The organism is Acidiphilium sp. C61 (assembly GCF_905116885.1).
In the GTDB taxonomy this organism is placed as follows: Bacteria; Pseudomonadota; Alphaproteobacteria; order Acetobacterales; family Acetobacteraceae; genus Acidiphilium.
In genome coordinates this window covers 397181-412298 of the sequence record NZ_CAJHNI010000005.1, presented here as the reverse complement: position 1 = coordinate 412298, position 15118 = coordinate 397181, and the positions used below count along the sequence as shown (strand labels likewise).

The 15118-nt window shown below is 69.2% G+C and carries 14 protein-coding genes; 2 read left to right on the top strand and 12 right to left on the bottom strand.

What is annotated here, in order from left to right; genetic code table 11:
* Positions 1-56 precede the first annotated feature (56 nt).
* Complete coding sequence (locus HUW10_RS04725) at positions 57-1001, top strand: 3-keto-5-aminohexanoate cleavage protein (RefSeq protein ID WP_174502451.1); 945 nt, start codon at positions 57-59, stop codon at positions 999-1001.
* A 117-nt stretch (positions 1002-1118) separates the two neighbouring features.
* The gene (locus HUW10_RS04720; protein WP_174502450.1) at positions 1119-2051 is read left to right on the top strand and encodes a 3-hydroxyacyl-CoA dehydrogenase; all 933 of its coding nucleotides are present in this window, start codon (positions 1119-1121) and stop codon (positions 2049-2051) included.
* Positions 2052-2066: 15 nt separating this feature from the next.
* Here HUW10_RS04720 and HUW10_RS04715 read toward each other — a convergent pair whose 3' ends face one another.
* The 12 genes from HUW10_RS04715 to HUW10_RS04660 form a co-directional block, all read right to left on the bottom strand.
* Positions 2067-2750, bottom strand: a complete 684-nt coding sequence (locus HUW10_RS04715; RefSeq protein ID WP_174502449.1) for a glycosyltransferase — start codon at positions 2748-2750, stop codon at positions 2067-2069.
* Positions 2735-4852, bottom strand: coding sequence for an FAD-dependent oxidoreductase (locus tag HUW10_RS04710; protein ID WP_174502448.1), 2118 nt, complete (start codon positions 4850-4852; stop codon positions 2735-2737). Before HUW10_RS04710 ends, HUW10_RS04715 begins: the two co-directional genes overlap by 16 nt.
* A 7-nt stretch (positions 4853-4859) precedes the next feature.
* Positions 4860-6548, bottom strand: a complete 1689-nt coding sequence (locus tag HUW10_RS04705; protein WP_236656213.1) for a radical SAM protein — start codon at positions 6546-6548, stop codon at positions 4860-4862.
* A 73-nt stretch (positions 6549-6621) separates the two neighbouring features.
* A complete protein-coding gene (locus tag HUW10_RS04700) occupies positions 6622-8034 on the bottom strand; it encodes an MFS transporter (protein WP_174502446.1) in 1413 nt (470 codons plus the stop codon).
* A 262-nt stretch (positions 8035-8296) separates the two neighbouring features.
* The gene (gene mscL / locus HUW10_RS04695; protein ID WP_174502445.1) at positions 8297-8755 is read right to left on the bottom strand and encodes a large-conductance mechanosensitive channel protein MscL; all 459 of its coding nucleotides are present in this window, start codon (positions 8753-8755) and stop codon (positions 8297-8299) included.
* Positions 8756-8838: 83 nt separating this feature from the next.
* Positions 8839-9900, bottom strand: coding sequence for a tRNA epoxyqueuosine(34) reductase QueG (gene queG, locus HUW10_RS04690; protein ID WP_174502444.1), 1062 nt, complete (start codon positions 9898-9900; stop codon positions 8839-8841).
* Positions 9893-10357 carry a preQ(1) synthase gene (queF, locus tag HUW10_RS04685; protein ID WP_174502443.1) on the bottom strand — a complete coding sequence of 155 codons (465 nt, stop codon included), beginning with the start codon at positions 10355-10357 and terminating at the stop codon, positions 9893-9895. The genes queG and queF overlap by 8 nt, the downstream gene beginning before the upstream one ends.
* The gene (tgt, locus tag HUW10_RS04680) at positions 10338-11468 is read right to left on the bottom strand and encodes a tRNA guanosine(34) transglycosylase Tgt (RefSeq protein WP_174502442.1); all 1131 of its coding nucleotides are present in this window, start codon (positions 11466-11468) and stop codon (positions 10338-10340) included. Before tgt ends, queF begins: the two co-directional genes overlap by 20 nt.
* Positions 11465-12502 carry a tRNA preQ1(34) S-adenosylmethionine ribosyltransferase-isomerase QueA gene (queA, locus tag HUW10_RS04675; RefSeq protein WP_174502441.1) on the bottom strand — a complete coding sequence of 346 codons (1038 nt, stop codon included), beginning with the start codon at positions 12500-12502 and terminating at the stop codon, positions 11465-11467. Before queA ends, tgt begins: the two co-directional genes overlap by 4 nt.
* Positions 12499-12894: a VOC family protein gene (locus HUW10_RS04670; protein ID WP_174502440.1), complete on the bottom strand. Its 396-nt coding sequence runs from the start codon at positions 12892-12894 to the stop codon at positions 12499-12501. The genes queA and HUW10_RS04670 overlap by 4 nt, the downstream gene beginning before the upstream one ends.
* Positions 12895-12901: 7 nt before the next feature.
* Positions 12902-14548 carry a fumarate hydratase gene (locus HUW10_RS04665; protein WP_174502439.1) on the bottom strand — a complete coding sequence of 549 codons (1647 nt, stop codon included), beginning with the start codon at positions 14546-14548 and terminating at the stop codon, positions 12902-12904.
* A gap of 15 nt (positions 14549-14563) precedes the next feature.
* Entirely contained in the window at positions 14564-15073 is a 510-nt protein-coding gene (locus HUW10_RS04660) for an SspB family protein (protein ID WP_174502438.1), read from the bottom strand.
* Positions 15074-15118 lie beyond the last annotated feature (45 nt).

Genomic DNA, 15118 nt, shown 5'->3' with positions numbered 1-15118 from the left:
GTTTGCCGCCATGAAACGGCCCCGGAACGGGGGGCGCCGAAACCGGGGGAAACATCATGAGCGAGTCGCGCGGATCACCACGCAAGGTCATCATCACCTGTGCCGTTACCGGCGCGATCCACACGCCGAGCATGTCGCCGCATCTGCCGGTCACCCCGGAGGAGATCGCCGATTCCGCCGTCGCCGCCGCCGAGGCTGGTGCCGCCATCCTCCACCTCCACGCCCGCGATCCGCAGGATGGAAGGCCGGACCAGTCGCCCGAGGCTTTCGCCCGCTTCCTGCCGCGGGTGAAGCAGCGCACCGGCGCCGTCATCAACCTGACCACCGGCGGCGCGCCCTACATGACGGTCGAGGAACGGGTTCGCCCCGCAGCCAGCTTCCGCCCCGAGGTCGCCTCGCTGAACATGGGCTCGATGAATTTCGGCCTGTTCCCGATGCTCGACCGCTTCAAGGAGTTCCGCCATCCGTGGGAAGCCGAGATGCTGGAAAACTCGCGTGACCTCGTTTTTCGCAACACCTTTCGCGACATCGAATACGTCCTGCGCACGCTGGGCGAGTCCGGCACACGCTTCGAGTTCGAGTGCTACGACACCAGCCATCTCTACAATCTCGCCCATTTCCTCGGCCGCGGCCTGGTGAAGCCGCCGCTCTTCATCCAGACCGTCTTCGGCATTCTCGGCGGCATCGGCCCGCATCCGGAAGACGTGATGCACATGAAGCGCACCGCCGACCGGCTGTTCGGCGACCAGTATCGCTGGTCCGTCCTCGGCGCCGGCCGCAACCAACTGCCGATCGCCGCCCAGGCCGCGGCGATGGGGGGCAATGTCCGCGTCGGGCTTGAGGATTCGCTCTGGATCGGCGCTGGCCGCCTTGCCGAGTCCAACGCCCAGCAGGTCCGCAAGGTCCGCCAGATCATCGAGGGCCTCGGCCTTGGCATCGCCACACCGGACGAGGCGCGGGAGATCCTGTCGCTCAAGGGGGCGGACCGCGTCGGCTTCTGAGCCGCGCCGCCCGCCATTCCCGGTACAAACCCTAGCATATTGATAAACCGAGTATCTTTAGCCGATCAGATGACTCCATCCGATCGGATGACGCTCTAAGGCATGATGGAGAGTTGCATGAAGATTGCTGTCGTCGGCGCCGGGCTTGTCGGCTCGGCCTGGGCCATCGTGTTCGCCCGCGCCGGGCACGATGTCGCGGTATTCGATGCGGCGGAGGGCGGCACCGCCCGCGCCGCCAGCCTGATCGAGGCGCGCCTGCGCGATCTCGAGGAAGCAGGCCTGGTCGAGAGTGCCGCCGCCATCCTCCCCCGCGTCAGCCTCGCCGCCACGCTGGAGGAGGCGGTTGCCGGCGCCGTCTATGTGCAGGAAAGCGTGTTCGAGACGGTCGAGCAGAAGCGGCTGATCTTCTCGGCGCTCGATGCGGTGCTGGGCCCGGATACGCTGGTCGGCAGCTCCTCCTCCGGCATTCCCGCCTCCGCCTTCACCGATCATGTCGCCTGCCGCGCGCGCTGCCTGATCGCCCATCCGGTCAACCCGCCTTATCTCATCCCCGTGGTCGAGCTGGTGCCGGCGCCCTGGACCGGGCCGGATGTCGTGAAGCGGGTTCGCGCGCTGATGGAACAGGTCGGCCAGGAGCCGGTGGAGCTGACCCGCGAGATCGAGGGCTTCGCCCTCAACCGCCTGCAGGGCCTGCTGCTCGCCGAGGCCTTCCGCCTGGTGGACGAGGGCATCATTTCCGTCGCCGATCTCGACCGTACGGTCTCCGCCGGCCTTGGCCTGCGCTGGAGCTTCATGGGCCCGTTCGAGACGATCGACCTCAACGCCCCCGGCGGCGTGGCCGATTACGCCCGCCGCTTCCGCGGCATGTACGACACCATCGCCAGCGCCCGCGGTGTGACGCTGGGCTGGACCGACGGGCTGATTAGCGAGGTCGAGCGCCAGCGCCGCGCTATCCTGCCGGAGTCCGAACTCGGCGCGCGCTCGGCCTGGCGCGACCGCAGGCTGATGGCGCTGATGGCCCACAAGAAGGACGAATCCGGCAAGGACTGATCCGCCCCGCGCGCCCTACCGCTGGTAGCCCCCCGCCAGTCGTCCGGCATCGCCGCCGGCGAGGAAGCGGGCGAGGCGCCAGAGATTGCCCGCGCTGCGCCGCAACCAGCCATCACGCTCATAGGCGGCGGCATCGGTGATGACGACGAGTTTCATCGCCGCGAGCCGCCGCCGGCCCAGCCGCCGCGCGAGTGCGACATCCTCCATCAGCCGCAGCTCCGGCACACCGCCCGCCGCCGCCAGCAACGCGCCCAGCACCAGCAGCGACTGGTCGCCATAGGGCAGGGCGAACAGCGCGCAGCGGAGGCGGATCAACGCCTCGGCGCACCGCGCCTGCCACCGCGGCGAGGCGAAGCGCAGCCTGCCATAATGGGCCTTCGCCGGATCGGCGGTGGCAAGGCATGAGGACAGCGCCGCCGCCCAGTCAGGTTGCAGCGCGGTGTCGGCGTGGAGCAGCCAGAGCCAGCCCGGCCCGGCGGCGGCCACACCACGGCCAAGCTGCGCGCCGCGCCCCGCCGCCCCCTCGATCACAAGCGCGCCGAGCCGTCGCGCCAGCGCCGCCGAGCCGTCGCGACTGCCCCCGTCGCTGACGATCACCTGCTCCACGAGGCGCGGTGCGCCCAGCAGTTGCGGCAGCAGGCGGGCAAGATTGTCCGCCTCGTCGAGCGCCGGGATGACGACGGTCAGCCGCGCCGCCATTGGTGGAACCGCTCGAGGATCGCAAGCCCGCGCGCCGAGGCATGTGCCTGCCGCCACTGCCCGGCGACGGCGCGGACCGCCTCCGAGCGGGTCGGATAGGGGAAGATCGTGCCCATCAGTTGCTTCAGCCCGAGCCCGTGCTGCATCGCGAGGGTGAAGCTCGTCAGCAGTTCGCCGGCCTGGGTGCCGACGATGGTGGCGCCGAGGATGCGGTCGCTGCCTTTCCTTGTCAGCACGGTGACGAAGCCTTCGGTATCGCCCTCGGCGATGGCGCGGTCGAGCTCGGCGAAATCGTAGCGGGTGATCTCGGCTTCGATGCCGCGCGCCGCCGCCTCGCGCGCGTTCAGCCCGACGCGGGCGATCTCCGGGCTGGTATAGGTCACCGCCGGCACCGCCTTGTAGCGCGGACGAAACCGCCAGAACGGGGCGAACAGCGCGCCCAGCGCGGCATATCCGCCCTGATACCCGGCCATATGGGTGAACTGGTAGGGCCCGGCGACGTCGCCGCAGGCGAAGATGTTGGGATAGAGCGTGCGCAGCCCGTCATCGGTCTCGATCGTCTTCGTCGGGGTGAGTGGAATGCCGAGCGCCTCCAGCCCGTAGCCGCTCACCCGCGGGCGGCGGCCGATGGCAACCAGCAGCCGGTCGAACGGCAATTCGACGGTCTGCGCCCCGCTGGTCGCGACGAGCGCGAAGCCCGCCTCCGTGCGCGTCACCGCCTCGGCCTTGTGGCCGGTGTGGATCGCGACGCCATCGCGCGCCAGCGCCGCCACCATCGCCGCCGACACTTCGTCATCCTCGCGCACCAGCAGCCGGTCCGCCATCTCGACCAGCGTCACCGCGCTGCCGAGGTGGGCAAAGGCCTGCGCCATCTCGCAGCCGATCGGCCCGCCGCCGAGAATGACGAGTCGCCGCGGCAGGGCCTCGATGTCCCACAGGGTTTCCGAGGTGGCATAGGGCGCCTCGGCAAGGCCGGGAATGGGCGGCACGAAGGGTTCTGCTCCGGCCGCAATCACGATGGCCCGCGTGGTGATCGGCACTCCGTCGACCGCGACGCGCCAGGGCGTTTCGATCACCGCCCGTCCCCGCCTGACCTCGACGCCGAGGCTCTCGTAGCGGGCGACCGAATCATGCGGTGCGATCCCCGCGATCGCGGCGCGGACATCGGCGATGGCGGCGCGAAAATCCTTGCCCTCGCGCGCGGCGTGGAGCAACGCCTTGGACGGCACGCAGCCCGAATTGAGGCAGTCCCCGCCCATCTCGCCGGCCTCGACCAGCGTTACCTTCGCCTTCACCGCGCTGGCGACATAGGCGGCAACGAGTCCGCCGGCCCCTGCGCCGATGACGACGAGGTTGCGGTCGAACCGCTTCGGCCGGGAAAACCGCGCATAGAGCCTGCGGGCGGCGAGCGCGTCGCGCAGGCGCGGTGCCACGGGCGGCAGGGCGGCGAGCAGCAGCAGGCCGATGACAAGGCGTGGCGTCAGGATCGGGCCATGCCCGCCGAGCGTGGCGAGCGAGGCGCCGGCATTCACATAGATCAGCGTCGCCGGCAGCATGCCGATCTGGCTCGCGAGGTAGAAGCTGCGCAGCCGCATTCTGGTCAGCCCTGCCAGCAGGTTGACCGCGAAGAACGGCACCACCGGCGCCAGCCTGAGCGAGACGAGATAGAACGTCCCGTCGCGGGCGATGCCGCGCTCGATCCGCTCGAACAGAGCGGGGAAGCGGGCGAGGGCGAAATCCCGCAGCAGGAAGCGGGCGGCGAGAAAGGCGAGGCTCGCGCCGATCGACGAGGCGAAGGAGACCAGCACCGCGCCCTCGACCACGCCGAACAGCGCGCCGGCGCCGAGTGTCAGCACCGCCGCCCCCGGCACAGAGAGCGAAGTTGCCGCGACATAAAGTCCGAAATAGGAGAGGAACCCGGCGAGCGGATGCGCCGCCACCGAAGCGCGCAGCCCCGCGAGATCGCCCTCCAGCCGCGCGATGCCAAGTCCCTGGCGCTGCAACGCTACCACCAGGGCGACCAGCGCCAGCGCCAGTGCCGCGAAGCCGAGCGCCCGCGCAGTGCCCCGCCGCCCCGCGCGGCCGATCGTCGTCGTGCTCATGTCTGTCTTACCTCGCACTCATGCAGGAGGATGCGCCGAACACGCAGAACCGCGCGCAATGCGGATGATCGAGCGTGACCGCCCGGGATGCGTCCTCCAGCGTGGCGCCGAGATCGAAACGTTCCTCATAGGGCAGCAGCGTGCAGGCGACGATGGAGAGCGTCTCCGCCCCCTTGCGCTGCACCACCATGCGCGAGGTGCGGCACATCGCATCCACCCCGCGCGGCCGCAGCGCCGCCCAGGCGGAAGCGCTCACGCCCGCCGCCGCCGCCGGCACGTCCATCTCCGGGAACAGCACGAGATGGTCGGGGTCGAACGCGTCGATCTCCCAGCCGCGCGCCGCAAACAGCCGGGCGAACCCCGCCCGCGTCGCCGCCTCGTCCTCTACCGTCGGGTCGAACCGTGCCGCGATCGAGGGCTGGAAGCCGGACGCGAACAGCGCGCCGATCCCCTCCAGCGCCGGCCCCCAGGCGCGTTCGCCGCGCAGCGCCGCGTGGCCGGCCTCGGTATGATGGTCGAGCGAGACGCGCATGTGCAAATCCCGCCCCCGCCACCCCGCGATTGTCGCCATGTGGTGGCGCATCGGCGTCATCGCGTTGGTCAGCACCAGCACCCGATAGCCCCGGTCGAGTGCCATGCCGATCAGCGCCTCGATATCCGGGTTCATGAACGGCTCGCCGCCGGTCAAGCCGATCTCGCGCAGCTCCGGATGGCGGTCTGCCGCCTCGTCCAGCACCCGGCGGAACCCGTCGAGCCGCAGCCAGGCGAGGCGGTCGTTGCGCGGCGAGCTTTCGATATAGCAACCCTCGCAGGCGAGGTTGCAGAGCGTGCCGGTGTTGAACCAGAGCGTCTCCAGCGCGTCCAGCGCGACCGTGGCATCCGCGGCCGGCGCGCATTCCAGCCGCGTCGCCGTCGCCGCCCGCTCGGCATGCGGCAGGATGTCGAGATTAGGCCAGATCCCGCTCTCCAGCGTACTGGCGTACTCCTCCGGCAGCCCGGCACAGCGCATCGCCGCCGCCGCCGCGCGATGATCGTAGTCGAGCGGATGCAGCACGATCTCCAGCCCGGCGTCGGCGGGGGTGACGATCGAATACCAGCAGCGCGGCGTGCCGTCATTCGCCGGCATGCCGATCGCCCCGGCATTATGCCAGACCAGATCGCCGATCTGGCGGGTGAAGCCGATGCCGCAATGCCCGGCGATCACCCCGTCGCAGCCGGTGATGCCGATTTCCCCTTCCAGCACGGGATCGAGGTCGGAGGCGAAGAGGAAGCGGTTGATCCGGCTCGGCGCGCCATGCACCACCGCCAGACGCCGCCCGCCGATCATGAGGTCGATCCGCCGGGGCAGGGCGGCCATCCAGCGCCGCGTCGCGTCGTCGATCCGCGCATCGGCATAGGCGAACCAGGCGGCGGCGAGCCGGTCGCAGGACGAGCCCTCGGTAAAGCCGCAGCCGCAATCGGCAGCCCCCGCGCCGAGCTGCTCCTCGCAATTGCCCATCACCGTCGCGATCCCATGGTCGCGGATCAGCGCGGCGCAGGCTTGCGGATCGGCGCCATAGGCCACGACGTCACCGGTGCAGATCATCCGCTCCGGCGGAATCTCGTGCGCCTTTGCTGCCTCCAGCAGCGCCCGCGTCGCCTGCAGGTTGCTGTAACAGCCGCCAAACACCAGCACCGGCCCATCCGCCCTGATCACCGGTATGCTCTCTGCTACAACCTCTGGCACAACCACCTTCGTGCTTCCCGCCATGTCAAGCATCGGCCGCGCCCTATACGCCGCGCGCGGGTGCGGCGCTGAGCTGCTCAAGGGCGAGCCCTCGCGCCTCGATCCCCCCGCGCAGCCGCCAGATCAGGATGGCCACCGCCCCCAGCGCCCAGAACCCGGCGAGCATGATGAGTGCCGCCGGCATCGAGCGCGAGCCGACATAGCCGACCAGGAAGGGCGAGAGCGCCGCCCCCACCCGTCCCACCGCAACCGAGGCGCCGATCCCCGTCGCCCGCAGCGCGGTCGGGAACAGTTCCGAGAAGGTCGGATAGGCGGCGATCCAGCTTCCCGTCGCCAGCAGGTTCACCAGCGCGAAGCCGAGCATGATCGGCCCGGCACCGAGCCCGGTCACCAGGGCGAACAGCATGAGGCCGAGTGCGGTGGCAAGGTAGAATCCGCCCACCGTCCAGCTCCGCCCGATCCGGTCGAGCAGCGACGCCGCGGCGAGCCCGCCCACGGCGGCGCCGACGCTGCCGGCGAGGTAGAACAGCGGCAGCCGGTCCGCCGGCAGATGCAGCGCCGGCAGCACCACGATCGGCAGGAAGGCGAACAGCCCGTAATATCCCGCGGCCTCGGCGAAATCGAGCGCGGCGCCGAGCAGGAGGCGTCCCGGATATTGCCGCACGAGCCGCCCGAACTGCCCCGCCTCGCGGCGGATCCGGTGCGCCACCGGCACCGCGGACGCTGGCGGCAGCGTCGTCAGCCCCGCCTCGATCCCGGCGACGATGGCGCGCGCATCCTCCGCCCTGTTGGCATCGATCAGCCAGCGCGGGCTTTCGGGCAGATGCCGGCGGAACCACGCCGCCGACAGGGCGACCACGCCGCCGAGGCCAAACACCACCCGCCAGCCCAGATCCGGCGGCAGGGACGACAGCACCAGCCAGGCCAGCAAGGCGGCGATGAAACTGCCCAGCGGCCAGAAATTCAGCACGATCGCCGCCGCCCGCCCGCGCGAGCGGCTTGGCACCAGCTCGGCGATCGCCGCGTTGATCGCCGAGTATTCGGCTCCCACGCCGATCCCGCCAAGCAGCCGCAGCACCAGCAGGGTGGCGAGATTGGGCGCGAAGGCGGTGGCAAGCGTCGCCACGCCATACAGAACGAGGCTGGCCAGAAACACACGCCGCCGGCCGAACCGGTCGGACAGCGCGCCGAACCCTGCCGCCCCGATCATCAGCCCCACGAACCACGCCGCGAGAATGACCGACATCGCGTTGCTGCCGAGCCCGAAATGCTGCCGCAACGCCCCCAGCACATTGCCGATCAGCGTCACCTCGAACGCATCCAGCGCCCAGCCAAGGCCGAACAGCAGCACCGCTACCGTGTGAAACCGGTTCCAGCGAACCGTCGAGAGTGTCTCAAGCAGGCGGTTCGCGACGCCATCCTCGGCGGCTTCCTGTCTGGGTCCGGTCGAACTCATCGGCGTGGCTCTCCTGTGCGGGGCGTCAGTCCGGCGTCGCGACGCCGTCCGGCCAATCAGCCGGCCTATACCTTACGTTGCCCGCTTCAGGATGGTTACGCGCCGGATGCGATATTTTTTGCCCGGTCCGCTTTCCCCGCATTGTCAGGGGCCCGATCGAGCGTTTTCCACACGGTTGCTGGACAAGCCGCCACCGGGCGCGCCGCGGCGGGTCGGTGGCGACGAGCTTGCCGAGATGAACCGACTGGGATCGCGCCCGTACTCAGCTCGCGCTGCGATCTTTCATCAGGTCGCGGATTTCGGTGAGAAGCTGCTCGGTCGGTGTCGGTGCGGGCGGTGCTGCCGGGGCTGGTTCCGGTGCCTTGTGCAGCTTGCTGATCAGTCGGACCATCCAGAAGATCGCGAAGCCGATGATCACGAAGTTGAACAGCGTGTTAACGAAGGCGCCGTAGTTCAGCGTGACCGCGCCGGCCTTCTTTGCCGCGGCGAGGGTGGGTTCGACCGTGCCTTTCAGCGTGACGAAATGGTTGGAGAAATCGACCCCGCCGGTGAGCAGGCCGATGACCGGATTGACGATATCGGCAACGAAACTCTTGACGATATTGGAGAACGCAGCGCCGACGACAACGGCAACGGCCAGATCGACCACATTGCCGCGCATCAGGAAGGTCTTGAATTCATCGACCCAGGCGGGCCGTTTTGGCTTGAAAGAGTCAGACATCGAATGCTCCCATTATGTAACTGCCCGTTTTCGGCCAGTTGCTTTTCATGACCGTTAGCCGGTCACGATCGCATGAATGAAGGCTAGCCGGGTTTGCGCGCGGGAGCCAGCCCGATTTCAAGGCGGCGTTGCGCCCAGCGTCCTGCTTCCGCGACAACGGGATCGTCATCGGCGGCGAGGCGTGCGGTGGCGGGGGCAAGTGCCGGATCGGCCGCATTGCCGATGGCGATGGCGACATTGCGGGCGAGGCGGGCGCGGCCGATGCGTTTGATCGGGCTGCCGGCGAAGAGGGCGCGGAAAGCAGCATCGTCGAGGGCGGCGAGATCGGCGAGGCGGGGCGCGCGGAGATCGTCGCGCGCAGCGAGTTTCTGCTCGCGTCCGGCGGCCGCGAACTTGTTCCAGGGGCAGGCGGCGAGGCAGTCGTCGCAGCCATAGATGCGGTTGCCGATGGCGGCGCGAAACTCTTCCGGGATCGGGCCCTTGTGCTCGATCGTGAGGTAGGAAATGCAGCGCCTGGCGTCGAGCCGGTAAGGGGCGGGGAAGGCATCGGTCGGGCAGGCGGTCTGGCAGGCGGTGCAGGTGCCGCAGCGGTCGGCGTGCGGCGGATCGGGGGGGAGGGCGAGTGTCGTCATGATCTCGCCAAGCAGGAGCCACGAGCCGTGGCGGCGGGAGACGAGGTTGGTGTGCTTGCCCTGCCAGCCAAGCCCGGCGGCGGCGGCGAGCGGCTTTTCCATCACCGGCGCGGTGTCGACAAACACCTTCACCCCCGCGCCGCGTGCGGCGATGAACTGGGCGAGGTGCTTCAGCCTGCCCTTGATGATGTCGTGATAGTCGCGGTTGCGGGCATAGACCGAGATGTTGCCGCGATCGGGGCGGGAGAGTGTCGCCAGCGGGTCGCCGTCAGGCGCATAGGACAGGCCGAGGGAGATGACGCTGACCGCCTCCGGCCAGAGTGACGCCGGGTCGCCGCGCTGGGTCGCGCGATCTTCCATCCAGCCCATTGTGCCGTTATGGCCGGCGGCGAGATGGGCGCGGAGATTGTCGCGGACGCTCTCGGGCAGGCGGGCGCGGGCGATGCCGATCGCATCGAAGCCGAGAGCGGCGGCGCGTGCGGCGATGGCGGTGCGGAGATCCGTCTCAGCCACGGCCGCGATAGGGCGGCACGCCCTGGTCGGGCAGGAAGGCGCCCTCGGGCGGGGCGCCGGTCTGCCAGAACACGTCGATCGGGATGCCGCCACGCGGATACCAGTAGGCGCCGATGCGCAGCCAGCGCGGGGCGAGCAGGTCGACCAGGCGCTCGGCGATCATCAGCGTGCAGGCCTCGTGAAAGGCGCCGTGATTGCGAAAGCTGCCGAGATAGAGCTTGAGCGACTTGCTCTCCACGATCCACGCTTCGGGGATATAGTCGATCACGATATGGGCGAAATCGGGCTGGCCGGTGATCGGGCAGAGCGAGGTGAATTCGGGGCAGGTGAAGCGCACCACGTAGTTCTTCCCCTGCGACGGGGCGGCGACGCGTTCGAGCACGGCGGCCTCGGGCGAAGCCGGCATGCGGCTCTCGCGGCCGAGTTGTTGCAGCGCGTCATAGCGTGTGTCGGTCATCGCCCTGGCTCCATGCGTCGCGGGTGGCGGCGGCGTAGGCGGCGAAGCGTCCGGCCTCGATCGCCTCGCGCGCGCCGCGCATCACCGTCTGGTAATAGCTCAGATTGTGGGTGGTCAGCAGCATCGGGCCGAGCATTTCGTCGCAACGGAAGAGATGGTGCAGATAGGCGCGGCTGTGGCGCGCGCAGGCGAGGCAGTGGCAGGCCGGGTCGAGCGGGCGGTCTTCCGCGGCGAAACGGGCATTACGCAGGTTGAGGATGCCGCGCGAGGTAAAGGCGCGGCCGGTGCGGCCGGCGCGGGTGGGCATCACGCAGTCGAACATGTCGACACCGCGGGCGATGCTGCCGAGCAGGTCGTCCGGCGTGCCGACGCCCATCAGGTAGCGCGGGCGGTCGGTGGGCAGCAGGGGGGTGGTGACATCCAGCGTGTCCAACATCGCCTGCTGGCCCTCGCCAACCGCGAGGCCGCCGATCGCGTAGCCCTCGAAGCCGAGGCCGGTGAGGGCGGCGGCGGATTCGGCGCGGAGATCGGCGAAGACGCTGCCCTGGACGATGCCGAACTGGCCATAGCCGGGGCGCGGTTCGAAGGCCGCGCGCGAACGTTCGGCCCAGCGCATCGACAGGCGCATCGAGGCGGCGGCCTCCTCATGCGTGGCGGGAAAGGGCGTACACTCGTCGAAGGCCATGGTGATGGTCGCGTCGAGCGCGTTCTGGATCGCGGTCGAGGATTCGGGGGTAAGGTGGTGGGCCGAGCCGTCGAGATGCGAGCGGAAGGTGACGCCGACCTCGTCGATCTTGCGCAGCTTGGCCAGCGACATGACCTGGAAGCCGCCGGAATCGGTGAGGATGATGCCGGGCCAGTCCATCATCCGGTGCAGCCCGCCAAGGGCGCGGACTCGCTCGGCGCCGGGACGGAGCATCAGGTGATAGGTGTTGCCGAGGACGATCTCGGTGCCGGTGGCGCGAACGGCGTCCGCCGTCATCGCCTTGACCGTGCCGGCGGTGCCGACCGCCATGAAGGCAGGAGTTTCGGCGGTGCCGTGGGCGGTGATCAGGCGGCCGCGGCGGGCGGCGCCGTCCTGCCCGAGATTGTAGAAGGCGAAGCCGGTCATGCGCGCTCCAGCAGCGAGGCATCGCCATAGGAATAGAACCGGTAGCCCCGTGCTATGGCGTAGGCATAGGCGGCGCGCATGCGCTCCAGCCCGGCGAAGGCGGCGACCAGCATCAGCAGGGTCGATTTCGGCAGGTGGAAATTGGTCATCAGCCGGTCGACCAGCTTGAAGCGGTAACCGGGGGTGATGAAGAGCTCGGTCTCGCCGTGCCAGGGGGCCAGCGTGCCGTCATCGGCGGCGGCGGTTTCCAGCACGCGCAGGCTGGTGGTGCCGACGGCGACGATGCGCCCGCCGCGTGCGCGGGTGGCGTTGACCAGGGCGGCGGCCTCCGGGCCGATCAGGCCGCGTTCTGCGTGGAGCTTGTGGCGCTCGAGCTGGTCCTCGCGCACCGGCAGGAAGGTACCGGCGCCGACATGCAGCGTGACCGTGGCGAGGCCGATGCCGCGCGCGGCGAGGGCGGCGAGGACGGTTTCGGTGAAATGCAGCCCGGCGGTGGGGGCGGCGACGGCGCCCTCTTCGGCAGCGAACATGGTCTGGTAGTCCTGCCGGTCCTGCTCGGAGATGCCAGTGGGGCGGGGGATGTAGGGCGGCAAAGCGAGGCTCGCCGCGCGGTCGAGCATGGTGCGGAAGGTTTCTGCGTCGCAGTCGAAGCGCAGGGTCGCCGAGCCATCGGGCGCGCGGGCGATCACCTCGGCGGTGATGCCGTCAGCGCCGTCGATCGTGATGGTCTCGCCAGGGCGGGCGCGGCGGGCGTTGCGCAGCAGGACGCGCCATGCGCCGTCGGCCAGCGGGCGGTCGAGGGTGATGCCGATCCGCGCATCGCCGCGCCGCCCGGTGAGCTGGGCGGGGATGACGCGGGTGTCGTTCGCCACCAGCAGGTCGCCGGGGGCAAGCAGGGCGGGCAGGTCGAGGATGGTGCGGTCATCGAGCCCGTCGCCGTGGACATGCAGCAGCCGCGCGGCATGGCGCGGTCGCGCCGGTTCGGCCGCGATGCACTCGGGCGGCAGGTGATAGTCGAAATCGGTGAGATTCATTCTTCGAGGTAGCTGGAAATCTCGACCAGGTTGCCGTCCGGATCGCGGCAGTAGACCGAGCGCATGGCGCCGAGCGCGCCGATCTTCGGCGCCGGACCCTCGACGATGTCGACTTTCTGGGCCTTGAGGTGGTTCACCACGAAATCGGTGCCGAGGGCGGTGACGAAGCAGATGTCGAGCGCGCTGGGGGCGGGTTTCGCCGCCTGCGGGCCGACATCGCGCCCGGCCTGGTGCAGGTTCAGCTTCTGCGCGCCAAAGCGCAGGGCGATCCGCCGCTCTGCGCCGAATTCCTCGCGCTCCATGCCGAGGACGCGCTCGTACCAGTCGGCGGTGGCGTCGATATCCGAGCAGGTCAGTACGACATGGTCGATCCGGTCGACGGTGAACTTCATGGCGGGCTCAGGCGAGATCGGCGAAGAAGTCGTTGCCCTTGTCATCGACCACGATGAAGGCGGGGAAGTTCTCGACCTCGATGCGCCAGACCGCTTCCATGCCGAGTTCGGGGTATTCCAGCACTTCGACCTTGCGAATGTTGTCGCGCGCGAGCACGGCGGCGGGGCCGCCGATCGAGCCGAGATAGAAGCCTCCATGCGCCTTGCAGGCGTCGCGCACGGCGCGCGAGCGGTTGCCCTTGGCCAGCATCACCAGCGAGCCGCCGGCGGCCTGGAACTGTTCGACATAGCTGTCCATCCGCCCGGCGGTGGTGGGGCCGAAGCTGCCGGTTGCCATGCCCTCCGGGGTTTTCGCCGGGCCCGCGTAATAGACCGGGTGGTCCTTGATATAGTCGGGCAGGCCTTCGCCGCGGTCGAGCCGTTCCTTCAGCTTGGCGTGGGCGATGTCGCGCGCGACGACGATCGGGCCGGTGAGGGCGACGCGGGTCTTGACCGGGTGTTTCGAGAGTTCGGCGAGAATGTCGGCCATCGGGCGGTTGAGGTCGATCTGCACCACCTCGCCGCCCAGATGGGTGTCGGTCACCTCGGGGAGGTATTTCGCCGGGTCGGTTTCGAGCTGTTCGAGGAAGACACCCTCCTTGGTGATCTTCGCGCGGATCTGCCGGTCCGCCGAGCAGGAGACGCCGATGCCGACGGGCAGCGAGGCGCCGTGGCGGGGCAGGCGAACCACCCGGACGTCGTGGCAGAAATATTTGCCGCCGAACTGAGCGCCGATGCCGAGCTGGCGGGTCATCTCCAGGATCTGCTGCTCAAGCTCGAGGTCGCGGAAGGCGTGTCCGGTGGGCGAGCCCTGGGTCGGCAGGGAATCGAGCCAGCGGGTGGAGGCGAGCTTGACCGTCTTCATCGTGGTCTCGGCCGAGGTGCCGCCGATGACGATGGCGAGGTGGTAAGGCGGGCAGGCTGCGGTTCCGAGTGTTTTTACTTTAGTTTCAATGAATTCGAGAAGTTTTTTCGGATTCAGGATCGCCCGCGTTTCCTGATACAGGAAGCTCTTGTTGGCCGAGCCGCCGCCCTTGGCGACGAACATAAGCTCGAATTCCTCGGCATGGGCCTCGCCGGGGGCGGCCATGATGTCGCACTGGACCGGCAGGTTGGTGCCGGTGTTCCGCTCGTCATACATCGAAAGCGGCGCCATCTGCGAGTAGCGCAGGTTGGTCTCGGTATAGGTGCGGTAGACGCCGTGGGAAAAGGCTTCCTCCTCGTCGCCCTCGACCCAGACGCGCTGGCCCTTCTTGCCGAAGACGATGGCGGTGCCGGTATCCTGGCACATCGGCAGGATGCCGCCGGCGGCGATGTTGGCGTTCTTGAGGAATTCCATCGCCACGTAGCGGTCGTTCCCGGAGGCCTCGGGATCGTCGAGGATCGCGCGGAGCTGGCGCAGATGGCCCGGGCGCAGCAGGTGCGAGACGTCGTGGAACGCCTGGAAGGCGAGGGCGGAGAGGGTTTCCGGGGCGATCTGCAGGATGGTCCTGCCGGCCGCCTCGATGGTGGAGACGCCGCCGAGATCGAGCTTGCGCCAGGGCGTTTCGTCATGGCCCAGGGGGAACATGGTGCTGAAGGCGAAATCGGGCGTTTTCTTGGTGATCGCGTTCATGGCGGTTCTCCAGGCTCAGTCTTTGGCTGGCGGGCGGCGGCGGAAGGCATCGAGGCTGACGACCTCGGCGGGGCCCTGTTCCGCTGGCGGCGGCGCGGGTTCGGTTTCGGGGGCCGGCGCTTCCTCCGGCGCATCGGCTTCGCGGACGGTGAATTGCAGGCCGAAGCGCACCGCCGGGTCGGCGAAGGCGGTGATGGCGTCGAGCGGGATGTCGAGCGTCGCTGGCACGCCGCCGAAGGAGAGGCGGACCACGAAGCGGCGCGCCTCGGCATCCACCGACAGCTCGCGGAACTGGTGCTGCAGGACGATCGTCATCTCGTCCGGATATTGGGCGCGCAGACGGTCCGGCATGATGACGCCCGGATGGCCTGTCGCAAAGGTGATGTAGAAATGATGCTCGCCCGGCAGGCCCTCGCGCGATGCATGGTCGAGCGCGCGCAGCACGACGAGGCGAAGCGCGTCCTCGGTCCATTCATCGTAGGGCAGGAGGCTTTCGGGGATCGGCGTATCGTCGTCTTCGGCCATGTCGTCGAATTCACCTTGCAGTCGGGATGCGTGCGGCGCCGGCAA